This window comes from Acidimicrobiales bacterium (genome assembly GCA_035630295.1).
Classification (GTDB): domain Bacteria; phylum Actinomycetota; class Acidimicrobiia; order Acidimicrobiales; family Iamiaceae; genus Iamia.
Map to the genome: position 1 here is coordinate 84561 of DASQKY010000003.1, position 23401 is coordinate 107961.

Genomic DNA, 23401 nt, shown 5'->3' on the forward strand with positions numbered 1-23401 from the left:
CGGGCGAGCATGCTGGGGCGGTGGAGCTGTTCGAGGTGGTGGCCGACGCGCTGCGGGGCATGGTCCCCCCCCACCTGGGACCGGTGCACCACCGCTGGCATCGCTACGGGGTGAAGGTCTGGTTCGGGCCCGAGGCACCGAGCCGTGAGCACTACGAGGCCCAGGTGGTCGGCGCCCGTGACGTGCCCGGGGCCCAGGTGCTGGCGGTCGAGGTCGGCTTCCACGCCGAGAACCGGGACCCGGCGGCCAACGAGGCGGCCCTGGCCCTCCTGGTGGCGGCCGAGAGCGCGTGGCGGCCCGAGCTGGGCGACGCCCCGGTGGCCGGCCCGTTCCTGGGCCGGCGCGACGACTGGTGCCGGGTGTCGGAGACGTGGAACGACCCGGACCTGGGCGACGAGGAGCTGGGCCTCGCCCTGGCCGCCCGCCTCACCGACTACGTGGAGGCGCTGGAGCCGATCCGGCGGCACCCCCCGGCCTGAGGGGCGGGCGCTCACACCCCGCACGCGGGTGCCGGTGCGTGCCACCGCCGGCACCCCGGGCTCGGCCGCATCGGCCCTGGTCGTGGCACTGATCGCCGGTTGCGTCCGGCACCTTGACACGAGGTGGACCGGGCCCCACACTGCCGGCCCTGGCGACCCTGGCGGATCATCGGCGACTCCTGTCGTCGGCCGTCAGGACAAGAGCGGATGTTCGTCGTGCGATGCACGGCGACGAAGGGATGAACACATGACCCGTTGGGTTCCTCGCACGAAGGTGGCGCGCGCGCCCTCACGACTGGTGGCCGCGGTGGTGGTGGCCGGCCTGGCCCTGGTGGCCGCCGGCTGCAACCCGAACGACATCAACACCCGTCTCAACCAGGTCGGCGACGACGCCACGGCGTCGACGCTGAACGGTGGGGCCAAGGGGGCCAGTGTGATCCTGGGTGACGGCCGGGTGGTGTTCCTGGCCAACGACGTCTACGCCGGGACCGTCAACTCCAACGGCACCCGGTCCAACAACACCCGGGTGGCCAACGCCCTGATGGTGGCCGAGGGCCTCGAGTCGACCGACCCCGTCACCACCAAGCTCGGCTCGAGCAACAGCGCCTACCTCAAGCCCAGCACCTCCGGCAACAGCTACAGCCTGTTGAGCGCGGTGGCCGGCGGCTCCGACATCCAGGTCTTCGCCACCGAGCGCAACAGCGCCGGTACCCGGGTGGCCATCAAGATCGTCCGCCTGCTGCAGTCGACCCTGGCCCCCTCGGGCACGCCGGTGTCGGTGCCGATCCACGCCGGTGGGCCGGAGTGGGGCAACCACGTCCTCCAGCGCAACGGCTACTGGTACATCTACGGCGCCGGGGCCACGGCCTCGACGTACGTGGCCCGCACCCCGGTCGGGTTCCTCACCTCGACCGGCGACTGGGAGTACTGGACGGGGTCGAGCTGGTCGGGCTCCGAGTCGGCGGCCGGGCCCATGCGGGACTGGTCGGGCCAGGTCGTGGACAAGTACCTGACCCCCGCCACCGACAACGGGAACGCCCGGATGGTGTTCCTGGGCCGTGACGGCGGCACCACCGGCAACACCTTCACGTTCTACGCCTCGGCCACGGCCTACGGCCCGGTGGCCGTGGGGTCCGACGTGTACACCGCGCCGGCCGAGTCCTGCGGGTCGGGGGGCTCCGTCTACGCCTTCAGCCTCAGCTCGCACCCGCACCTGTCCGACAACGAGGACAACGCCATATTCTCCTACGCCCGCCGGTGCACGGTGACCAACACCCAGGCCGCCGTGGACCGGCCCCGGTTCATCGCCCTGGACCTGGACGACGCCCCGGAGACCCCCCGGTGGCGACCCACCTGGGGGACGAGCCTGGCTCCCATCACCTCCAACTACGACTTCCCCAACGGCTTCACCGCCGGGACCAGCCTCCGCCAGGTCGTCCACACCACCCGGAGCGGCTCGACGGTCCGGATCCGGCTGAGCAACGTCCACGGCTCGAGCCCCCTCCAGATCGGTGCCGTCACCGTCGGGATCTCGGGTGAGCAGGCCGGCGACACCAAGACCGTCACCGCCGCCCCGACGGCCCTGACCGTCGGCGGCCAGGGCGGGTTCACCATCCCCGTGGGCCAGACCGTCCACAGCGATGCCATCACCCTCCCCGCGGCGCTGCCCGGTGACCATGACGTGGCCATCACCATCTACTTCACCGGCAACACCACGGTCATCGGAGGCCACGTCTTCAACCTGGAGACGTCCCACGTCGGCACGGGGAACCACACGGGGAGCATCTCCGGCTCCGGGCTGACCACGACGACGGGCAACGGGTACGTCCTCACGGCCCTCGACGTGGCCGACCCCAACCTCGGGGGCACGGTCGTCGCCCTGGGCGACTCGCTCACCGACGGGTACGGCAGCAGCGTGGACGGCGAGGCCCGCTGGACCGATGTCCTGCACGACCTCCTGGTCACCGCCGGCACCCCGGTCCGCAGCGTGACCAACGTGGGGGTGGCCGGCAACCACCTCCTGACCGGCGGCTCCATCAGCGGGCTGGGCCGCTTCGACGCCGATGTCGCCCGCCAGCCCGGGGTGACGACGGTGGTGGCCTGGCTGGGCTACAACGACATCCTCGCCGGGAAGAGCGCGGCCCAGCTGGAGGTCGGCCTGGAGGATTTGGTCGACAAGGCCCACGCCGCCGGCCTGAACATCATCCTGGGCACCATCACCCCGTTGGTGGGCCCGAACGGGAACCCCAACTGGAACCAGGAGCTCGAACGGCTGGCCATCAACGCCAGGATCCGCCAGGGCGCCCTCGGGGCTGACGCCTACGTCGACATGGCCGCCGTCGTGCAGGACCCCGGCAACGAGGCTCGGGTCAGGGCGGCCTACTCGTTCCTCGGTGGCGGGCACTTCAACGACGCCGGCTACGAGGCCATCGCCGACGCCGTCTTCGCCAAGCGCGCCTTCTTCTGATCGGCCGGGAGGCGGCGCCGCCCCGGCGGCGCCGCCCCGGCGGCGCCGCCTCCCTCTCGCCGTCTCGCCGTCTCGCCCCGTCGCCCATGGCCTACGGTCGGGCCAATGGTCGACGTGGTGGTGGTGGGGGCCGGCTTCGCCGGGCTCTACATGGTGCACCGAGCCCGGGAGCTCGGCCTCGACGTGGTGGGGATCGAGGCTGCCGACGGGGTCGGCGGCACCTGGTGGTGGAACCGCTACCCCGGGGCCCGTTGCGACGTCGAGAGCCTGGAGTACTCGTACTCCTTCGACGAGGACCTCCAGCAGGAGTGGGAGTGGACGGAGCGCTACGCCGGCCAACCCGAGATCCTCCGCTACCTGGACCACGTGGCCGACCGCTTCGACCTGCGGCCCCACTTCCGCTTCGGCACCCGGGTCACCGCCGCCACCTGGGACGAGGGTCGGGCCCGGTGGTGGGTGGAGACCGACGCCGGAGACACGGTCAAGGCACGGTTCGTCGTGATGGCCACCGGGTGCCTGTCGTCGGCCATGGAGCCCGCCATCCCCGGCCGGGACTCCTTCGCCGGCGCCACGCACCACACCGGTCGCTGGCCCCACGAGGGGGTCGACCTGGCGGGCCGGCGGGTTGGGGTGATCGGCACGGGCTCCTCGGGCATCCAGGCCATCCCGGTCATCGCCGAGGAGGCGGCCGAGCTGACCGTGTTCCAACGGACGCCGGCCTACTCGGTGCCGGCTCGCAACGGCCCCCTCGACCCGGTCGAGGCCAAGGAGGTCAAGGCCCGCTACGCCGAGCTGCGGGCGGCCAACCGGCTGCGCGCCACCGGCTTCGGCTCCCGGGTGCCCCCGGCCGGGGCCAGCGCCCTGCAAGCCACCGACGAGGAGCGCCGGGCCGAGTACGAGGCCCGGTGGCAGCGGGGCGGGTTCACGTTCCTGGCTGGCTACACCGACCTGTTCACCGACCCGGGGGCCAACGCCACCGCGGCGGAGTTCGTGCGGGAGAAGATCGGCGAGGTGGTGGCCGATCCCGAGGTGGCCGCCCGCTTGGCCCCGACCCAGATGATCGGGTGCAAGCGCCTGTGCCTCGACACCGGTTACTACGAGGCCTTCAACCGGCCCCACGTGCGCCTCGTCGACCTGCGGGAGACGTTGCTGGAGGCCATCACCCCCGACGGCATCCGCACCTCCGCCGGCCACCACGACCTGGACGTGATCGTGTTCGCCACCGGGTTCGACGCCATGACCGGCGCCCTGTCCCGCATCGACGTCCGGGGCCGGGACGGGCTGGACCTCCGCGACGCCTGGGCCGCCGGTCCCCGCACCTACCTGGGGCTGGCCGTGCACGGTTTCCCCAACCTGTTCACCGTGACCGGTCCCGGCAGCCCGTCGGTGCTGACCAACATGGTCGTCTCCATCGAGCACCACGTGGACTGGATCGCCGGGTGCATCGCCCACCTGGACCAGGCGGGTCGCACCGCCATCGAGGCCAGGCCCGAGGCTCAGGAGCGTTGGGTCGAGCACGTCAACGGGGTGGCCGCCTTCACCATCTTCCCGACGTGCAGCTCCTGGTACCTGGGGGCCAACGTCCCCGGCAAGACCCGGGTCTTCATGCCCCTGCCCGGCTTCCCGGCCTACGCCGAGACGGTGGCCGAGATCACCGCCGATGGCTACCGGGGCTTCGCCCTGACGTAGCCGGACTGTTCTAGTTGCCCGTGTCGGCTAGCCGTGCTGCCAGATGCGCTGGCGGAGGGTGCGGGTGCCCTCCAGGGCGGCTGCGTCGAGGGCGGCCACGTCCCCGGGGGGCAGCGACCAGCCCAGGGCGCCGGCGTTCTGGGTGGCCTGCTCGGCGCTCTTGGCCCCGGGGATGGGCACCGCTCCCTTCTCGATGATCCACCGCAGGGCCACCTGGGCCGGGGTGCGGTCGTGGGCCTGGCCCAGCCGGCGCAGCACAGCCACCACCCGGTCGACCTCCTCCATGGGGTGGGTGGAGAAGGTGCGGCTGCCCGGCGGGGGCTGGGCCGCCGAGTACTTCCCGGTGAGCCGCCCCTGCCCGAGCGGTGAGTAGGCCAGGGGCACCACCCCCAGGCGCCGGCACTCGGCCAGCAGGCCCACCGTCTCCGGCCGCCGGCGCAGCAGCGAGAGCTCGATCTGGTTGGAGGCCAGCGGCACGCCGGCGCGGGCCAGCGTGTCGTGGATGCGCTGCATCTCGCCCGAGGAGTAGTTGGACACCCCCACCGCCGAGGTGAGGCCCTCGTCCACCACCGCGGCCAGGGCGTCGGCCAGGGCCGCCTTGGACCGGAGGCTGACCGGCCCGTGGATCTGGTACAGGTCGACCCGCTCCACCCCCAGCCGCTCCACCGAGGCCAGCAGGGCCGACCGCAGCGCCCCCTTCACGTTCAGCTTCTGGGGCAGGGGTATGAACTTGGTGGCCAGCACCACCCGGCTCCGGGCTGACGGGTCGGCGGCCAGCAGCCGGCCGATGATGCGCTCGCTCTCGCCCCCGCCGTAGACCTCGGCCGTGTCGATGAGGGTCACCCCGGCGGCCAGCGAGGCAGCCCACGCCTCGGCGATGCGTCCCTCGGTGAGCTCGGTGTCGTAGCCCCCCATGCCCCACGTCGCCTTGTCCCCCCAGGCCCACGTCCCCACCCCCAACGGCGCGGTGGGCCTCGGGCAACCGGCGAACGTGACAGGAGCATCGCTCATGGCCAGGACGCTAGGGCGTGGTGGGCCGGGATCGGTCAGGTCGCGTTGGCTTGATCGTTGGTCGTCGGGGTCGACATCGGTCGATGGGGGTGCCGTCGGGTCGGTGGACCTGGAGGGTGCCGTTGGGTCCGCGGGCGAGGTGGAAGCGCCCTTCGTGGACCCGGTGGTGGTGGAAGCGGCATAACAGACAAAGATTGGCCAGGTCCGTCGGACCGGTCTTGTTGCTCGGGTCGTAGGGCTCGATGTGGTGGGCTTCGCACCAGCTGGCGGGGGCGGAGCAGCCGGGGAACTGGCAGCCTCGGTGGAGGAAGGCCAGGGCTCGTCTCTGGGCCCGGTTGGCCAGGCGCACGTCGAGGCCGAGGTCGAGGACTTCGCTCTTGGCGTTGACGAGGACCCGATGGAGGACCGCCTCGCACAGGAGTCGTTGCATGGTGGGAACGGGGATGGGGGTGCCGTCGCGGGTCTGGCACACCCGGGACTGCTGGTCGGCGTCGTCTTCGATGGGGATGTCGAGCAGGGTGCGTTCGTCCACGATGACCTCGATGGAGGGGCGGATCTCGCCGTTCTTGATCCCCACCCGGCCCTTGCGCACCAGGACCTGCACCAATGCCTGCCCGCGTCGCTCCGGCGGGGTCAGGCCGTCGTCCGGTCCGAACACGCCGGTGCGGAACATGTCGTCGACTTCGGCGTCGATCACCGAGCGCACGATGGCTCCGTGCTCGGGGTCCATCTCCCCGTCGAGGACGTAGCGACCCTGGAACGTCTGGGCCAGGTTCACCGCCACCCGAGGTGCTTCTCCGGGAGGTGGTCCGTCCGGGTCGACGGAGTCGATGGCCAGGCGGGCGAACTGCTGCCACGACTGCAAGAACCGTCGTGCCTCGTCGGCGCGCAGCGCGGCGACCTCTTCGACCAGGTACGCCTCCTGCTCGGCGAACACCTCGATGAGCTCCGGGGTGCGCACCTCCATGAGCGCATCGACCTTCACCCGCCCCAAGCGCCCGGTCCGGGCCGCTTCGGCCACCACCGGCGCATCGCGCAGATCGCGGGCCAGGCGCACCTCGTGGCGGGCCGCACCCGGCATCGCATCCACCCGAGCCGCCAGCCACGCCCCGGCGGAGCGGGCCGCATCCCCGGCCCAGATCATCCGCCCGTCGAGCACCCCCGTCGCCTCCACGATCGCCGCGTCCAGAACGGCCCGCAGCCGGTGCAGATCGCGGACGTGCCGGCGCACCCCCTCGTCGGCCAGCTCGCCGGGCGTCACCGTCAACAGAGCGAACGCGTCGAGGCACACCTCGTCGCGGTCGGGGTGGCTGGTGCACATGCCGACCATCCTACCGAACGTCAGTTCGTCCAAACCGAAGAAGCCCTTGTTCCATAAGGGCTTCTGACCCCCATCACGGGTGGTGCCCCACGGCGGCCCGCCTCGGAGGGACGGCCACCGTCGGGGCCTCGAGGTGTGCCGGCGGCGGCTGCCGGCCCAGGCGCCTCCGGGAAGCGGTGCGTCGCCATCGCGGCCCGCGCCCGCCTCCTCGTCACGTCCGGAGCGGTCAGCATGTCCGGCCTCGATCCCCACCCAGCATGGCCCCGGCGCCCGGCCGGCGCGACCAGCGATGTGCGTGGTTCGGGTCCAGCCATGGTGCTCTTGCCGCTGGCCGCACTCGCGGGCGGCGAGGGGTCGTCCGATCAGCTGGGTCGTCCGGTCGCGGTCGGGCACGGCACACTGAGCGGCTGTGCCCGGGCCGCTGGACCTCCGCTTCGTCACCTCCGCCGACCGGCTCGACCGGCTGCCCCCGACCCGGGCCGAGGTGGCGGTGGTGGGGCGGTCCAACGTGGGCAAGTCGTCACTGCTGAACGCGGTGGCCCACCGGACCCGGTTGGCCCACACCTCCAAGACCCCGGGGCGGACCCGCCTGCTCAACTGCTTCGCCTACGGCGACGACGCCACCGTGGTCGACTGCCCCGGCTACGGCTACGCCCAGGCCCCCAAGAACATGCGGGCCGGCTGGCAGCGCATGATCGAGGGCTACCTGCTGGGCCGCGACGAGCTGGTCACCATCCTGGTCCTGGTCGACGGCGAGATCGGCCCCACCAAGCTCGACGTGCAGATGCTGGAGTGGCTCGACCACCACGACCGGCCCTGGACCGTGGTGGCCACCAAGCACGACAAGGTCAAGAGCTCAGGCCGCGACAAGCGCAAGCGGGAGCTGGCCGAGGGCTGCGGCCTGCCCCCCGGCGAGGTCCTGTGGGTCAGCGCGGCTAAGGGCACCGGCATCGACCGCCTCCGAGGCCAGATCCACACCTGGCTCACCGCCTGACGACGACCGGCGTCGCCGGTCAGCCCTGGAGGGTGCGGCGCTCCTGGACGTCGGCCTCGATGTCGGTGTCGCTGAAGAGGAGGGGGCGGGTGGCCTTGGCCGCGTAGGCCTCGGTGCCATCGACGTGGTGGGGTGAGCCGGGGTCGCCGCTCTGGCCGTAGGCCAGGAGGCCCTGGCCCCGGGGCCCGTCGTCGGTCATCTCCACCACCATGAAGAAGCTGGTGCCGTAGGTGCACCGGTAGCCACCGGCGGTCAGGCCGGTGCGCTCGGTGCGGCCCGGCTGGAGCTCCAACGGGGGCGGTCCGGGCTCCAGGGCGCTGGACGACAGGGCGCCGGTGGGGCCCAGCACGTTGAGGACGCCCTCGACCTCGCCGCCGCCGTGCACGGGGACGCGGTGCTCGCCCCGCTGGGCCCACTGCACGTCACCCAGGGGCGCGTCGAGGGCCACCCCGGCCCGGTCCAGGGCCACCACGGCCCGGGCCACGGCCCCGACCACCGGGTCGTCCCCGTCGGCCGGGGCGGGGGCGAGGTCGCGGGGGGTGGCCACCGGGTCGGCCGGGTCCCAGCCCTCGCCGAACAGGGGGCCGGCGTCCAGCAGCTCGCCGGCGGCGAAGCCGGCCACCACCTCCCGCCACAGGGCTGCGCCCCGCGACGCCAGGTCGTAGCGGCCGTCCCAGCCGGCCAGGACCTCGGCGGCAGCGGCCACGTCCACCACCTGGCCCTCGGCCTCGACCTTGCCGGCGGCCCGGGCTCGCGCCACCACCGCGTCGCGCAGCAGCTCGGCGCTCAGGCTCTCGTTGGCCAGCACCGCCTCGGCCACCGCCTCGACGGTCACGTCGCCGGAGGCGGCCAGCCCGGTGGCCACCTTCAGGTTCTGGCGGGTCCGGAGGGTCCGGGGCGTGCGCTCGAAGCCGTGCAGGGGCGAGTAGCCCTCCAGCAGCTCGTCGGGGTGGGTCAGCCAGTGGGAGTCGTTGGCGTTGACCACCACGTCCCGCCGCTCCACCTGGGGCAGGCGGGTGTGGGGGACGAGGCCCGGGCTGCGGGCGCCGTCCTCGTCGACCCAGTCGTCGCCGGGGTCGCTGCCGTCCAGCAGGGCCACCCGGTTCTCCAGCAGCAGGGCGGCCACGAAGTCGGTCTCCACCCGCTGGCGGTAGCGGACCTCGGCCTCGGGCGACAGGTTGGGGGTGGCCGAGGCGTCGATGTACCAGCACCGCCCGGTGCGGTCGGCGGCCAGGGTGTTGACCCAGGGCAGGCCCTGGACCTCGGCGAAGACCCGCTGGAGGTCGTCCATGGACCGGGCCCGGTCCATGCCCAGGAACTGCTCGATCACTGCGGTGTTGTCCAGGTTGGCGTCCCGGTAGGTGAAGGCCGTGTCCAGGCCCCAGCCCAGCAGGGGCAGGTTGACCATGGGCCCGTGGTGGGTGCTCCACAGGGTGCGCTCCACCCGGGTCAGCTGGCCGTCGTCGCCCCGCACGTCGACGGCGTAGGTGGCGGGCACCATGTCGCGCTCGTCGTCGCCGTGGCGGTACGAGGTGGGCCGGCCGGGCACCAGGTCCAGGCGGGCCAGGGTGAAGCGGTGCCCCTTGGAGAAGGTGTGCGCCCAGGCGATGTCCGAGTTGAAGCCCATCTGCACCCCGGGGGTGCCCAGCAGGGCCACGCCGTAGACGTCGAGGGTGCCGGGGATGGTGAGGTGGCACTCCCAGAACCGGGCCTCGCCGCCCCACGGGAAGTGGGGGTTGGCCATGACCATGCCGTGGCCCGAGCGGGTGGCGTCGCCGCCGAAGGCCCACCCGTTGCTGGCCCCGGGAGCCGGCCCGCCCAGGGCGGTGACGGGGGACGGGGGCACGGGACCGTCGGGGCCGGGGGCCTCGGCCCGGCCGATGATGCCGGCCAGGTTGCGCCCGCTGCCCATGAGGGCCATGTCGCCCAGGTAGGCGTAGAGGTCGAGCTCGCTGATGGGCCGGATCCACTCGGCCTCGGCGCACCACGGGGGGAGGGCATCGGTCTCGCGGGCCTCGGCCAGCCACGTGTTGCAGCCGGCCACGTAGCCGGTGACCATCTCCCGGACCGGCTCGGTCTGGGCGGAGCGGAGGGCCTCGGCCCGGGCCACGACGCCGAGGGCCAGGTACCCCATGTCGCTGGCCAGGTGGGCGCCGTCGACGCCGGCCCCGTGGTAGCGGGCTCGCTCGCTGCGCACCTTCACGACCTGGTCGGCCAGGGTGGGCAGGTGGTCGCGGGCCAGGGCCCACCCCTGCCCGAAGCCCAGGCTGCCCCAGTCCTCGGCGCGGACGTGGGCCACCCCGTGGGTGGTCCAGCGGACGTCGGCCCGGTAGCGGCCGGTCCCCTCCGTGGTCGTGCTGGTCATGGGCGGAGACTCTTGCACCACCGCCGCACCGGCGCCGAACACGCCGGCCGGGAGCGGCCGGGCGGACGTCAGCCCACTGTGACCAGGATGCGGGCCGCGGCGAAGGCGCCGATGCCCACGTGGGCCCCGCCCACCTCGACGGTGGTGGTGCCGTCCGGCGACGCCGCGGTGACGACGCCGCTGCGGCCCGGGAGGAGGTCGGCCTGCTCCAGGAACTCGAGCATGCCGGGGGTGAACTCCAGCTCCTCGGGGATGCGGCTCACCACGAAGCCCGAGCCCACCTTCAGGTCACCGAGGGGCCCGGCGTCGGGGGCGTGGTAGTCGGCGCCGGGGATGGGGTTGCCGTGGGGGCAGGTGGTGGGGGCGCCGAGGACGCGGTCCATGGCCGTCTCCACGTTGAGGGAGATGACGTGCTCCCACTTGCCCGCCTCCTTGTGGGCCTCGGCCCACGACAGGCCCAGGATGTCGGTGAGGAAGCGCTCGGCCAGGCGGTGGCGGCGGACCACCGACTCGGCCAGGCGGAGGCCGTCAGGGGTGAGGTTGATGCGGCCGTCCACCTGGACCAGCCCCTCGCCCTCCAGCTTGCGGATCATCTCCGACACCGCGGGGCGCGACACCTCCAGCCGCTCGGCGATGCGGGCCTGGATGACGTTGACGTCGTCCTCGTCCAGCTCGAAGATGGCCTCGCAGTACTCCTCGAAGGCCGGGTGGTACTCGGGCGCTTGGTACGGGGCCACGGGCGGGAGCCTACCGGCCCACCCCGGGCGGAGGGCAGGACATCGGCTCGGCCGGTCGAGGACGGAAGGACGTGGGGGCACCGGCGCGTCGCGCCCCGAGCCCGGCCGGTCGATCAGGCGTAGAGTGCCCCCGATTCGACCGGTACCCGAAACGGCACCGCGTCGGCACCTGGTTCCCTGGAGGTCCCGATGGCTCGTTCCCCCCGTCCCCGGCGCCTGGTGGCCGCCCTGGCGGCCACCACCCTGGCGGCCACCACCTTCACCGCCGCCCTGGGGGTCGCCCCCTCGGCGGCCATCCCGGTCATCGCCCCGGGCTCCGCCTACCGGCAGGTCAACCTGTCCTCCGACGTGCCCGGCGTGGCCCCCATCCTCGACCCGCAGATGGTCAACCCGTGGGGCCTGGCCTCGAGCGCCAGCGGCCCCCTGTGGCTGGCCAACGACGGCACCAGCTCGGCCAGCCCGTACCAGGGGACGTCCACCTCCACCTTCGTCCGGCACCCGAGCCAGGCGGCGGTCACGGTGCCCGGCGGGCTCCCCACCGGCGTGGTGGCCACCGCCAACGACGACTTCGAGATCACCTCCGGCCCCGCCTCGGGCCCGGCCCGGTTCGTCTACGCCTCCATCACCGGCAACCTGGTGGGCTGGAACCCGTCGGTGCCGGCGGCCGGCTCCACCACCGGAGTGATCGCGGCCAGCCACCCGGGCCACGTCTACACCGGCCTGGCCATCGGGAACGTCGGCAGCGCCGACCTCCTCTACGCCGCCGACTTCGCCAACGGCACCATCGACGTGTTCGACGAGGACTTCGCCCTCCAGCCCTCGGCCAGCTTCCCGTTCGCCGACCCGACCATCCCGACCACGCCCGGCAACACGTACCACCCGTACAACATCCAGGCCGTGGGCAGCAGCCTGTACGTCACCTACGCCAAGGTCGGCGGGGGCGGCCTGGACGAGGAGGGCGTGGGCAACGGGTTCGTCCGCCGGTTCAACACCTCCGGCGTGCGGGACCTGACCTTCGGCATCAACAACGGCCCGCTGAACAGCCCGTGGGGCGTGGCCCTGGCCCCGCCCACCTTCGGCATCTTCGGGGGCGCGCTGATGATCGGGAACAACGGCAACGGCAACCCCAGCATCCACGCCTTCAACCCCACCACCGGCGCCTTCCTGGGCACCCTGCAGGACGAGAGCGGCAACGGCATCGTCATCGACGAGCTGTGGGCCCTGCGCTTCGGCAACGGCGGCGAGGGCGGCCTGCCCGGCACCCTGTACTTCACCGCCGGCCTGGGCGAGGAGGAGCACGGCCTGTTCGGGGCCCTGAACCCCACCACGGCGACGGCCACCTCGCTGGTCCAGTTCAGCACCGACGAGTACTCCCTGGGCGAGGGGGCGCCCCGCCTCCGGGTCACCGTGACCCGCAACGGCGAGGTGTCCGGTCCGGCCACGGTCCGCTACGCCACCTGGGACCAGTCCCGGCCCGGCCAGGCCAACCAGAAGACCGACTACGAGATGGCGGTGGGCATCCTCACCTTCCTCCCGGGCCAGACCAGCCGGACCTTCTCCGTCCTGCCCGTGAACGACCCGTTCGTGGAAGGCCCCGAGGACATCGGGTTGATGGTGGCCAACGTCACCGGGGCCGGCGTCGGCCTGGGTTCGCCCGCCACGGCCACGCTCCGGATCGTCGACAACGACGCGGTGGCGCCTTCGGCCAACCCCATCGACGACCCCACCTTCTTCGTGCGCCAGCAGTACCTGGACTTCCTGAACCGCCCGGCCGAGCCGGAGGGCCTGGCCTACTGGGTGGGCCGCATCACCGCCTGCGGGGCCAACGCCACCTGCCGGTCCCGGGAGCGGGTGAAGGTCAGCGGCAACTTCTTCCTCTCGCCCGAGTTCCAGAACGGCGCCGGCGCCGCCTTCCGGGCCAGCCGGGCGGCCACCGGCCGCAACCCCCTCTACGGCGAGGCCATGGTCGACATGTCGATCTTCAAGGCCCAGGGCAGCCCCGGCTTCTTCGACGGCTACGTCCAGCGCCCCGAGTTCGTGGCCACCTTCGGGCCCCTCTCCAACGCGCAGTACGTCGACCGCCTGATCGCCAACACCGGCGTCACCTTCACCCCCAGCCAGCGTGCCGCCCTGGTCAACGGGCTGAACGGAGGGACCAAGACCCGGGCCGTGGTGCTGCGGGAGGTCACCCAGAACCCCGCCTTCCAGGCCGCCGAGCACTCCCGGGCCTTCGTGCTGAGCCAGTACTTCGGCTACCTGCGCCGCAGCAGCGAGCCCTCCGGCTACGCCTTCTGGCTGGCCGAGCTGGCCGGCCACGGCGGTGACTTCGTGCAGGCCGGCATGGTGGAGAACTTCCTCACCTCGCCCGAGTACCGCCAGCGCTTCGGGACGTCCTGACCCGGCGCCTCCGCCCACCCGCCCACCCCGGGGAACCGGCGCGGCCCGGGGAGCGACCCGGAGGGTGTGACCCTCACCCTCCGACCCGGCCCCGCTCGACCTCGCTGGGTACCGTCGGCCCCCGTGCGTCGCCGCCTGCTCCGTCCGCTGCTCCTGCTGGCCGCCTTGGCCGCCCCGCTGGCCGGGTGCGGCGGCGACGAGGGGCCCACCTCGGCCCCGGCCGACTGCACCCCCATCGAGGACGGGCGGTTCACCCTGGTGGCCAAGAACCTGGCCTGGAACACCGAGTGCCTGCGGGTGCCGGCCGGCACCGACGTCACCTTCACCGTCGACCTGCAGGACACTTCCGTCGACCACAACCTGGCCATCTCCGGGCCCTCGGGCAAGGCCGACACCCCCCTGGAACGGGGCCCGGGGCGCCAGACCCTCCGGTACCCGGCCACCACCCCCGGATACCACCAGTTCGTGTGCGCCATCCACCCCTCCATGGAAGGCGACCTCTGGGTCGACCCCCGATGAGTGGTCGCTAGGGCGACCCGGCGTCTCCACCGCCCTCAGCTTCTTGCTGCACGGGAAACCGCTGGGCCAGCACAGGTGCGAGCTGATCGAACCGGACCACGCTGCCGTCCTGCGAGCTCGAGGTGGAGGTCCCCGGCCAGATCGGCGTAACGATGAGGGTGCCGGGGTGCCGGCGCTTCCGGGCCACCCACTTCCTGACCAGGTCCCCGTCCGGGGTGCCGAACAAGCTCACGATCTCGACCGAGTCCGGACCGCGGGAGAAGCGAGAGGTCTTCCGACGGGCGTTCCTGATCCCCCTCTTCTTCCGCCATCCGAGGATCTCCATCTGTTTGGCCACGAGCTGGTTGAACACTCGCAGTCGCAAGGTGCGGGTCAGCTCCTCTCCGGCTTCGATGGTGCTGCGGACGCTCTCCTCGTTCATGACCTCCAGGTCGGTGAGGGAGAGGGACAACGCGATCGATGCCGTCCTCGCATCGGCAGAGAGCAGCAGGCCATCGTGTTCGAGCGAGCCGATGGTGGCGAACGGCCGGTCCCCACCCTCGGTCGGGCGACCTGGATCCACGAGCGGCAGGTGGTCGGGGAGGGTGTGCTTGACCAGATAGGCGAGCTTCCTCTCCAGCGCCCACCGCATGGCCAACCACCGTTCCTGCCAGTCCTCTGTGGGTGGGTCCGCCGCCGGGCTGACCCCCTTCTCCTGCTCCTCGTCCCCGACGGCGGGCGTCGGGCCGTTTATGGCGACGTTCAGGCCGGCGAACCCGATGGACTTGAAGGGGAGGTCCTTGACGGCTTCGGGGCAGAAGATGAGGACCAGGACCAGGACGGCCAGGGCCACGGCGATGACCCACCTCGACCAAGGGTCGCTGGAGCCGAGGACCAGTGCTGCTCCGATGGCCGCCATCGGTAGCAAGAGACCTGCCCTCTTGAGGCGGGAGCGCCGGCGCCGCTGCTTCCATCCCGTCTCGAGTGCATCGCAACGGTCGCTCTCTCGGGCCCTCATGGCGCTCTCCCTCCCCGGCAACCTTATGACCCATCCTGCCAGTCCGACCGGGTGGGGCGGTTGGAGGGCGTGAGGCGGCGACCTCGAGGGGTCACGGTGTCGCGCCCCCGCCGTACGCTCGGGGGATCGGCGCCCCTCCCCCCTCTGACCTCCCCCCCGAGGACCCGCTGGCCCTGTTCCGCGCGCCGGTGGCCGAGTGGTTCCGCACCTCGTTCGGGGCCCCCACCGACGCCCAGGCCCAGGGGTGGCCGGCCATCGCCGCCGGCGACCACACCCTGATCCTGGCCCCCACCGGGTCGGGCAAGACCCTCGCTGCCTTCCTGTGGGGGATCGACCGGCTCATGGCCCGGCCCCGGCCGGTGGACGAGAAGGGCAAGGAGGTCGAGGCCACCCGCATCGTCTACGTGTCGCCCCTGCGGGCCCTGGCCGTCGACGTGGACAAGAACCTCCGCAGCCCGCTGCGGGGCATCCGCCTGGCCGCCGAGCGGCTCGGGCCCGAGCACGCCGCCGTCGCCGCCCGGGAGCCCACCGTGGCCCTGCGCACCGGCGACACCTCGCAGGAGGAGCGCCGGGCCCTGGTCCGCCACCCGCCCGACATCCTCATCACCACCCCCGAGTCGCTGTACCTCATGCTCACGTCCCGAGCCCGGGAGACCCTCACCGGGGTCGAGGCCGTGATCATCGACGAGATCCACGCCGTGGCCGCCACCAAGCGGGGCTCCCACCTGGCCCTCACCCTGGAGCGGCTGGAGGCGGTGGCCGAGCGCCCGCCCCAGCGCATCGGCCTGTCGGCCACCCAACGCCCCCTGGACGAGATCGCCCGCTTCCTCGGCGGCTTCGGCGACGACGGCCGGCCCCGGCCCGTGGCCATCGTCGACGCCGGGACCCGCAAGGTGCTCGACATCGAGGTCGTGGTCCCGGTGGACGACATGGCCGACCTGGGCCGACCGATCACGCCCGGCGCCGGCGCGGCCGGCGGGCCCGACGGCCCCCCCAGCGGCCCGGCCTCGGCGGGGCCGGCCCGGCGCAGCATCTGGCCGGCCATGCACCCCCAGCTATTGGACCTGGTGCGGGCCCACCGGTCCACGCTGATCTTCGTCAACGCCCGGCGCCTGGCCGAGCGGCTGGCCACCCGCCTCAACGAGCTGGCCGCCGAGCAGGACGCGGCCCACAGTGGGGGCGACGCTCCCGGCGGCCGGTGGCTGGGGGCGGAGAACATGGGCCAGCCCCCCGTGCCCGTCGGCACGGTGCTGGCCGACGGGGTGGTCGGGCCCGGACCCGACGGCGCCCCGTCGGTCCCGGTGCCCGAGCTGGTCAAGGCCCACCACGGCTCCCTGGCCCGGGAGCAGCGCCTCATCATCGAGGACGACCTGAAGGCCGGGCGGCTCAAGGGCCTGGTGGCCACCTCGTCGCTGGAGCTGGGCATCGACATGGGGGCGGTGGACCTGGTGGTGCAGGTCGAGTCGCCGGGCGCCGTCAGCCGCGGCCTCCAGCGCATCGGCCGGGCCGGGCACCAGGTGGGCGAGCCCAGCCGGGGCCGCATCTTCCCCAAGCACCGGGCCGACCTGCTGGAGGCGGCCACCGTGGTGCCCCGCATGGAGGCCGGCCTGGTCGAGGCCACCCGCTACCCCCGCAACCCGGTGGACGTGCTGGCCCAACAGGTGGTGGCCCTGTGCGCCCTCGACGACTGGTCGGTCGACGACCTGGCCGCGCTGGTGCGCCGGGCGGCGCCGTTCCACGACATGTCCGACACGGTGCTCCACGAGGTGCTCGACCTGCTGGCCGGCCGCTACCCCTCCGAGGAGTTCAGCGAGCTGCGGCCCCGCATCGTGTGGGACCGGACCGGCGGGGTGGTGCGGGGCCGGCAGGGGGCCCAGCGCCTGGCGGTGACCAGCGGCGGCACCATCCCCGACCGGGGCCTCTACGGCGTGTTCCTCCCCGACGGCAGCCGGGTGGGCGAGCTGGACGAGGAGATGGTCTACGAGAGCCGGGTGGGCGAGACCTTCCTCCTGGGCGCCTCGACCTGGCGCATCGAGGACATCACCCCCGAGCGGGTGGTGGTCGTGCCCGCTCCCGGGCTGCCGGGCAAGATGCCGTTCTGGCACGGCGACGGGCCGGGCCGGCCCCTGGAGCTGGGCCGGGCGGTGGGGGAGGTGGCCCGCACCCTGCGCCAGCTCCCCGCCCCCGAGGCCCTGGCCCGCCTGCGCGACGTCCACCGCCTGGACGAGCGGGCCGCCACCAACCTGCTGGCCTACCTGGACGACCAGGCCGCGGAGGGGGCGGTGCCGGATGACCGCACCATCGTGGTCGAGCGCTTCCGGGACGAGATCGGCGACTGGCGGGTGTGCGTGCTCTCCCCCTTCGGGGCCCGCGTCCACGCCCCGTGGGCCATGGTCCTCCAGGCCCGCCTGACCGAGCGGTGGGGCAGCCCGGTCGAGCTCATGTGGAGCGACGACGGCATCGTGCTGCGCCTGCCCGAGGCCTACGACGAGCTCCCCCTGGAGGAGCTGCTGGTCGATCCCGAGGACATCGACGAGATCCTGGTCACCCACCTCCCCTCCACCGCCCTGTTCGCGTCGCGGTTCCGGGAGTGCGCGGCCCGGGCCCTGCTCCTGCCCCGGCGCCGCCCCGACCGCCGCACCCCCCTGTGGCAGCAGCGCCAGCGGGCCGCCGACCTGCTGGCCGTGGCCGCCCGCCACCCCCGGTTCCCCATCCTCTACGAGACCACCCGGGAGATCCTGACCGACGTCTTCGACGTGCCCGCCCTGCGGGAGCTGCTGGGCGACCTGCGGTCCCGGACGGTGCGGGTCGTCCCCGTCGACACGCCCAAGGCATCCCCGTTCGCCCAGTCGCTGCTGTTCGGGTGGATCGCCGTCTACATGTACGAGGGCGACGCCCCCCTGGCCGAGCGGCGGGCCGCGGCCCTGGCCCTCGACCGCGACCTGCTGGCCGAGCTGCTGGGAGCCGACGAGCTGCGCGACCTGCTCGACGCCGAGGTCCTGGAGGAGGTGGAGGCCAGCCTCCAGCACCTCGACGGCGACCTGCCGGCCCGCGACCCCGACGAGCTCCACGACCTGGTCCGCACCCTCGGCCCCCTCGGTCGGGACGAGCTGGCGGCCCGGGCCGCCACGCCCGAGGCGGTGGCGGGGTGGGTCGACCGGCTGGTGGCCGAGCGGCGGGCCATCCCGGTGACGGTGGCCGGCGACGACCGGGTGGCGGCGGCCGAGGACGCCGCCCGCCTGCGCGACGCCCTGGGCGTGGTCGTCCCCCCCGGCCTGCCCTCGGCCTTCACCGACCCGGTGGAGCGCCCCCTCCACGACCTGGTGGCCCGGCACGCCCGCACCCACGGGCCCTTCCTGCCCCGGGAGGTGGCGGGCCGCTACGGCGTGGACGAGGCCCGGGTGATCGCCGCCCTGGTCGACCTGTCGTCCGAGGGGCGGCTGGTGCAGGGCGAGTTCCGGCCCGGCGGGGTGGAGCGGGAGTGGTGCGACACCGAGGTGCTGCGCCGCATCCGGCGCCGGTCGCTGGCTGCCCTGCGGCGCGAGGTCGAGCCGGTGGAGGCCGACGCCCTGGCCCGGTTCCTCACCGCCTGGCAGGGGGTGGGCCTGCCCCGTCGGGGCGTCGACGGCCTGGTCGAGGTCCTCGGGGTGCTCCAGGGCGCGCCCGTCCCGGCCTCGGCCCTGGAGTCCGACGTGCTGCCGGCCCGGCTCGACCCCTACCGGCCGGCCGACCTCGACGCCCTGGCCGCGGCGGGCGAGGTGGTGTGGGTGGGCGCCGGGGGCATCGGCTCGGGCGACGGCCGGGTGCGCCTGGTGTTCCGCGACGAGGTCGGCCTGCTGGTCCCCGAGCCCGACGAGGCCGACCGGCCCGACGGGCCCGTCCACGACGTGCTGCGGTCCCACCTGGCGGCCCAGGGGGCCTCGTTCTGGCCCGCCCTCCAGCAGGCGGTGGCCGACGCCGAGCTGGCCTGGGACGACGCCACCCTGGTGGCCGCGCTGTGGGACCTGGTCTGGGCGGGCGAGGTCACCAACGACACCCTGGCCCCCCTGCGGGCCTACGTCGGTGCCCGTGGCGCCCGGAGCGGGCGGGGGTCGTCGGCTGCCGGCCGGGCCCGGGCCGGGCGCCCCCGCCCGGGGCGGCTGACCCGCATGGGTCCCCCGGCGGCCGGGGGGCGCTGGTCGCTGGTGGCCCCCCTCCGGGCCCCCGAGCCGAGCCCGTCGGAGGCGGCCCTGGCCCGGGCCCGCCAGCTCCTGGAGCGCTACGGCGTCCTGACCCGGGAGGCGGCCCTGGGCGAGGGGACCCAGGGGGGCTTCGCCGGCGTCTACCCGGTGCTGCGGGCCATGGAGGACAAGGGCACGGTGCGGCGGGGCTACTTCGTGTCCGGGCTGGGGGCGGCGCAGTTCGCCCTGCCCGGCGCGGTGGAGCGCCTGCGCTCGGAGCGGTCCGGCCCCGTCGCCCGCCCGCCGGCGGTCCCGCCCCCCGACCAGGACGCCGACCCGGCGGCCGGCGGGTGGGGACGCTCGGCCGACGCCCCCGGCCCGGCCGACGAGGTGCTGTGGGACGGCCCGCCCCTCGACGACGAGGACGACACGCCGGCGGCGCCGCTGGTCCTGGCGGCCACGGACCCGGCCCAGCCCTACGGGGCGGCGCTGCCGTGGCCCGAGTCGCCGGGCCGGCCGGCGCGGGCCGCCGGGGCCCACGTGGTGCTGGCCGAGGGCCGGCCCCTGGCCTACCTGGAGCGGGGCGGGCGCAGCGTCAGCCTGTTCCCGGACGCCGCCGGCGACACCAGGTGGATCGACGCCCTGGTGGGCCTGGTGCGGGGCGGGCACCGCCGGTCGGTCGAGATCACCAAGGTCGACGGGGCCCCGGTGCGGGAGGCGCCGGCGGCCGAGCAGCTCCGGGCCGCCGGCTTCACCGACTCCTACCGGGGCCTGGCCCTCCGGGGCCGCTGAGTCGCCGCCGTCGGTCCCGACGGTTCCTGGTCAGGCCCCGTCGTCGCTCTCGGTGTCCGTGCCCTCCCACTCCTCGTCGGCCTCGTCCCAGGCCTCGTTGCGGGCCTCGGCGGTCTCCTTCCAGGCCTCGGCCGCGGCCCGGCTGGGGTAGGGGCCCAGCACCTCCATGTCGCGGGGCCGCTCGTCGCTGGTCACGGCCCGGCCCTGGGCCAGGTCCCACCACCACGTCTCGGCCATGTCGCACCTCCGTCTCGGCGGCCCCGACCATGCCACGGCCGGGCGCGTCGAGGCGGGGCGGACGGGCGGTGAACAGGCGGCGAGGGTGGCGGTCGAGCGGCCCTGCGGGGCCGTGCGGAGCGTCATAGGGTCGGCGGCGATGGACGACGTGCACGCCCTCGACGCCACCGCCCAAGCCGCCCTGGTCCGGGCGGGCGAGGTCAGCCCCATCGAGCTGGTGGCCGCGGCCGTGGCCCGGGCCGAGGCGTCGAACGGGGAGCTCAACGCCATCATCCACCCCCGCTACGAGGACGCCGTGGCCGACGCCGCCGGGGCCCTGCCCGACGGGCCGTTCCGCGGCGTGCCCTTCGTGCTCAAGGACCTCGACGGCCACGCCGCCGGCCTGCCCCTGCACATGGGGACCAAGGTGCTGCGCGACCACGGCTACGTGCCCGACGTGGACGACACCCTGACCGAGCGCTTCCGGCGGGCGGGGCTGGTGGTCATCGGCAAGACCAACACCCCGGAGCTGGGCCTGGTCCCCTCCACCGAGCCCGAGTCCTACGGCCCGACCCGCAACCCGTGGGACCCGACCCGCACCGCCGGGGGGTCGAGCGGGGGGTCGGCCGCCGCGGTGGCGGCCGGCATCGTGCCCATGGGCCACGCCGGCGACGGTGGCGGCTCGATCCGCATCCCGGCCTCGGCCTGCGGCCTGGTGGGCCTGAAGCCCAGCCGGGGCCGGGTCCCGGTCGGGCCACTGGTGGGCGAGGCGTGGGCCGGCCTGGTGTCCCGCCTGGCCGTGACCCGCTCGGTGCGCGACACCGCGGCGCTGCTCGACGCGGTGGCCGGGCCGTCGGTGGGCGACCCGTCGTGGGCGCCCCCGCCGGCCCGCCCCTACGCCGAGGAGGTGGGCGCCGATCCCGGGTCGCTCCGCGTCGGCTGGATCGTGGACGCCCCCGACGGCGGGGCCAGCTCGTCGCCCGAGGTGGCGGCGGTGGTGGAGCGGACGGCGTCCACCCTGGCCGAGCTGGGCCACCGGGTCGAGGCCGCGGCCCCGGCTGCCCTGGGCGACCCGGAGATCGTGGCCCACTTCCTCACCTGCTTCGGGGTGTGGACGGCCCGCGAGCTCGACCGCATCGGGGAGATGATCGGCCAGCCGGTCACCTCCGACGGCGTCGAGCCCGGCACGTGGGCCGTGGCCGAGATGGGGCGCTCGGTGGGCGGGGCCCAGTACCTGGCCGGCGTGGAGGGGATGCACCGCCTGGCTCGCCGGGTGGTGGCCTGGTGGGAGGAGGACGGCTGGGACCTGCTCCTCACCCCGACCATGCCCGAGCTCCCCCCCACCCTGGGGCAGTTCGCCTCGACGCCCGAGGACCCCTTCGCCGGCGTGATGCGGGCCACCCCGATCGTGGCCTTCACCGCCGCCTTCAACATCACCGGCCAGCCCGCGGCTTCGCTGCCGGTGGGCGAGAGCGGTGGCCTGCCGGTGGGCGCGCAGCTGGTGGCCGCGCCGGGCCGGGAGGACGTGCTGCTCCGGGTGGCGGCCCAGCTCGAGGAGGCCCTCCCGTGGGCCGGTCGCCGGCCCCGGCCGGGGGTCGACGCCTAGCCGGGCTCGGGGGGCCGGCCCACCACCCGGCCGGGCAGGATCGGGGCCACGGTGGGGTGCGGGTCGTCCCAGACCGGGGCGCCGGCGGGCGGGAACTTGGCGTCGACGTAGGCCAGCACCACGTCGGCCAGCTGGTGGAAGAGCCGGTCCTGGCCGTCGGGGGCGACGTCGCCGGCGCGGATGAGGAACGCGTTGACCACGGTGACGACGGCGTCGGTGACCTCGTCGCGGTGGGCGGGCCCGATGTCGGGCACCCGCAGCTCGACCAGGTCGGCCACGTGGCCGGCCAGGCCCGAGCGGAGGCGCTGGCCGGCCCCGTCGCCGGCGGCCGGCCCGCTGGCCGTGGCCGCGATGGCCGAGAAGGCCCGGCGTTCGGCCACGAAGCCGGCCAGGGCGGCCAGCACCCGCCGCACCAGCACGTCCACCGGCTCGTCGTCGTCCACGTCCAGGACGGCGGCGTAGAGGGCTTCCAGGTCGTCGAGGTAGCGCTCGCACAGGGCGAGGGCGATGGCGCCCTTGTCGGGGAACCAGCGGTACAGGGTGGGGATGGGCACCTGGGCTCGGCTGGCCACCAGGTTGGTGGTGGCCTTGGCGTAGCCGACCTCCTCGAACACGGCCTCGGCGGCGGTGAGGATGGCCTCGACCCGGGCCGCCGAGCGGGCCTGGCGGGGCCGGGCCCGGAGGTGGTCCTCGCCGGCGCGGCGGGGGGACGGTGCGGCCACGGCAGCTCAGGGTACCGGGCCCTCCCCGCCGCACTTGGCGTCGGACGATGACGTATGATCCGCGCTGCCGCTCCGCTTCGGATCTCGCTCACCTGTACGGGTGAAAGGGGCTCGGGGGCGGGGTCGACCGGCTCGGAGCCCGAGGGGGCGCAGGACCGGCGTGGCACTCTCAGAGCCTGTCCACCCCACCGGGAGACGCATGCCCCCGAGCGATCCGATCCGCATCGCCGTCATCGACGACTACGACGTGATCGTGGAGGGGACCGCCGCCCTCCTCCGCCCCTACGGGCACCTGGTGGACGTCGTGTCCTGCACCGTGGACGGGGGCCCCGGCCTCCCGGTCGAGGTGGCCCTGATCGACTGCTTCGCCCTCCCGGGGGAGGGCTCCCGGGTCATCCGGGCCGTGGCCGCCCACCCCAACGTGGGCAAGGTCGTCGTCTACACCTGGGGCAACGCTCCCGAGCTCATCACCGCGGCCCTGGCCTTCGGCGCCGACGGGTTCGTCAGCAAGGGCCTGTCGGGCCGGGAGCTGGCCGAGTCGCTGGTGGCCGTGGCCCGGGGCGAGCAGGTGGTCAGGGTCGGCACCGCGGCCAACGCCGCGGCCCAGGCCGACGGTCGCCCGGCGGAGGTCCGGCGCTGGCCCGGCCACGAGGTGGGGCTGACCGAGCGGGAGAGCGAGGTGCTGGCCCACATCGCCCAGGGCCGGCGCACGGCCGAGATCGCCGACTCCCTCTACCTCAGCATCAACTCCATCAAGACCCACACCCGGAACCTGTTCCGCAAGATCGGGGTCTCGACCCGCACGGAGGCCGCGCTGTGGGGCATCGACCACGGCTTCCGTCCCGACCGCAGCACCCGCGACACGTGGTCCTCGCCGTGACGGCACCGCTCTCCTGACCGCCCGGTCCGCCCTTCACCACCACCAGGTG

General features: G+C 74.2%; 16 protein-coding genes. 9 read left to right on the forward strand and 7 right to left on the reverse strand.

What is annotated here, in order from left to right; translation table 11 throughout:
- The first annotated feature begins 20 nt into the window (after nucleotides 1–20).
- From VEW93_01015 to VEW93_01025, 3 genes are all read left to right on the forward strand, one after another.
- Nucleotides 21–479, forward strand: a complete 459-nt coding sequence (locus VEW93_01015) for a hypothetical protein (GenBank protein ID HYI60364.1) — start codon at nucleotides 21–23, stop codon at nucleotides 477–479.
- Between the two features lie 274 nt (nucleotides 480–753).
- Entirely contained in the window at nucleotides 754–2946 is a 2193-nt protein-coding gene (locus VEW93_01020; protein ID HYI60365.1) for a GDSL-type esterase/lipase family protein, read from the forward strand.
- A gap of 105 nt (nucleotides 2947–3051) precedes the next feature.
- Nucleotides 3052–4635, forward strand: a complete 1584-nt coding sequence (locus VEW93_01025; protein HYI60366.1) for an NAD(P)/FAD-dependent oxidoreductase — start codon at nucleotides 3052–3054, stop codon at nucleotides 4633–4635.
- A 27-nt stretch (nucleotides 4636–4662) separates the two neighbouring features.
- Here the strand turns inward: VEW93_01025 and VEW93_01030 are convergent, their stop codons facing one another.
- Together VEW93_01030 and VEW93_01035 are read right to left on the reverse strand one after the other, a co-directional pair.
- Complete coding sequence (locus VEW93_01030) at nucleotides 4663–5646, reverse strand: aldo/keto reductase (GenBank protein HYI60367.1); 984 nt, start codon at nucleotides 5644–5646, stop codon at nucleotides 4663–4665.
- A 10-nt stretch (nucleotides 5647–5656) separates the two neighbouring features.
- The gene (locus VEW93_01035) at nucleotides 5657–6967 is read right to left on the reverse strand and encodes a DUF222 domain-containing protein (protein ID HYI60368.1); all 1311 of its coding nucleotides are present in this window, start codon (nucleotides 6965–6967) and stop codon (nucleotides 5657–5659) included.
- 409 nt (nucleotides 6968–7376) lie between these two features.
- Between VEW93_01035 and yihA the strand changes: the two genes are divergently transcribed.
- Nucleotides 7377–7961, forward strand: a complete 585-nt coding sequence (gene yihA, locus VEW93_01040; protein ID HYI60369.1) for a ribosome biogenesis GTP-binding protein YihA/YsxC — start codon at nucleotides 7377–7379, stop codon at nucleotides 7959–7961.
- Between the two features lie 19 nt (nucleotides 7962–7980).
- On the opposite strand, the gene VEW93_01045 is transcribed toward yihA, so the two are convergent.
- The gene (locus VEW93_01045; protein HYI60370.1) at nucleotides 7981–10326 is read right to left on the reverse strand and encodes a penicillin acylase family protein; all 2346 of its coding nucleotides are present in this window, start codon (nucleotides 10324–10326) and stop codon (nucleotides 7981–7983) included.
- A 68-nt stretch (nucleotides 10327–10394) separates the two neighbouring features.
- Nucleotides 10395–11063: a metal-dependent transcriptional regulator gene (locus tag VEW93_01050; GenBank protein ID HYI60371.1), complete on the reverse strand. Its 669-nt coding sequence runs from the start codon at nucleotides 11061–11063 to the stop codon at nucleotides 10395–10397.
- A gap of 189 nt (nucleotides 11064–11252) precedes the next feature.
- Between VEW93_01050 and VEW93_01055 the strand changes: the two genes are divergently transcribed.
- Nucleotides 11253–13460, forward strand: coding sequence for a TIGR03118 family protein (locus VEW93_01055; protein ID HYI60372.1), 2208 nt, complete (start codon nucleotides 11253–11255; stop codon nucleotides 13458–13460).
- 123 nt (nucleotides 13461–13583) lie between these two features.
- On the forward strand, nucleotides 13584–13979 hold the full coding sequence (locus VEW93_01060; protein HYI60373.1) for a cupredoxin domain-containing protein: 396 nt from the start codon (nucleotides 13584–13586) through the stop codon (nucleotides 13977–13979).
- A 7-nt stretch (nucleotides 13980–13986) separates the two neighbouring features.
- Here VEW93_01060 and VEW93_01065 read toward each other — a convergent pair whose 3' ends face one another.
- Nucleotides 13987–14976, reverse strand: a complete 990-nt coding sequence (locus VEW93_01065; protein HYI60374.1) for a hypothetical protein — start codon at nucleotides 14974–14976, stop codon at nucleotides 13987–13989.
- Between the two features lie 188 nt (nucleotides 14977–15164).
- Between VEW93_01065 and VEW93_01070 the strand changes: the two genes are divergently transcribed.
- Nucleotides 15165–19928 carry a DEAD/DEAH box helicase gene (locus VEW93_01070; protein HYI60375.1) on the forward strand — a complete coding sequence of 1588 codons (4764 nt, stop codon included), beginning with the start codon at nucleotides 15165–15167 and terminating at the stop codon, nucleotides 19926–19928.
- A 30-nt stretch (nucleotides 19929–19958) separates the two neighbouring features.
- Here the strand turns inward: VEW93_01070 and VEW93_01075 are convergent, their stop codons facing one another.
- A complete protein-coding gene (locus VEW93_01075; protein HYI60376.1) occupies nucleotides 19959–20165 on the reverse strand; it encodes a hypothetical protein in 207 nt (68 codons plus the stop codon).
- A 139-nt stretch (nucleotides 20166–20304) separates the two neighbouring features.
- Here VEW93_01075 and VEW93_01080 point away from each other — a divergent pair, with 139 nt between their 5' ends.
- Nucleotides 20305–21750: an amidase gene (locus tag VEW93_01080; GenBank protein HYI60377.1), complete on the forward strand. Its 1446-nt coding sequence runs from the start codon at nucleotides 20305–20307 to the stop codon at nucleotides 21748–21750.
- On the opposite strand, the gene VEW93_01085 is transcribed toward VEW93_01080, so the two are convergent.
- Nucleotides 21747–22472, reverse strand: a complete 726-nt coding sequence (locus VEW93_01085; protein HYI60378.1) for a TetR/AcrR family transcriptional regulator — start codon at nucleotides 22470–22472, stop codon at nucleotides 21747–21749. The genes VEW93_01080 and VEW93_01085 overlap by 4 nt on opposite strands.
- A gap of 199 nt (nucleotides 22473–22671) precedes the next feature.
- On the opposite strand from VEW93_01085, the gene VEW93_01090 reads away from it, so the two are divergent.
- A complete protein-coding gene (locus VEW93_01090; GenBank protein HYI60379.1) occupies nucleotides 22672–23352 on the forward strand; it encodes a response regulator transcription factor in 681 nt (226 codons plus the stop codon).
- The last annotated feature ends 49 nt before the right edge of the window (nucleotides 23353–23401 follow it).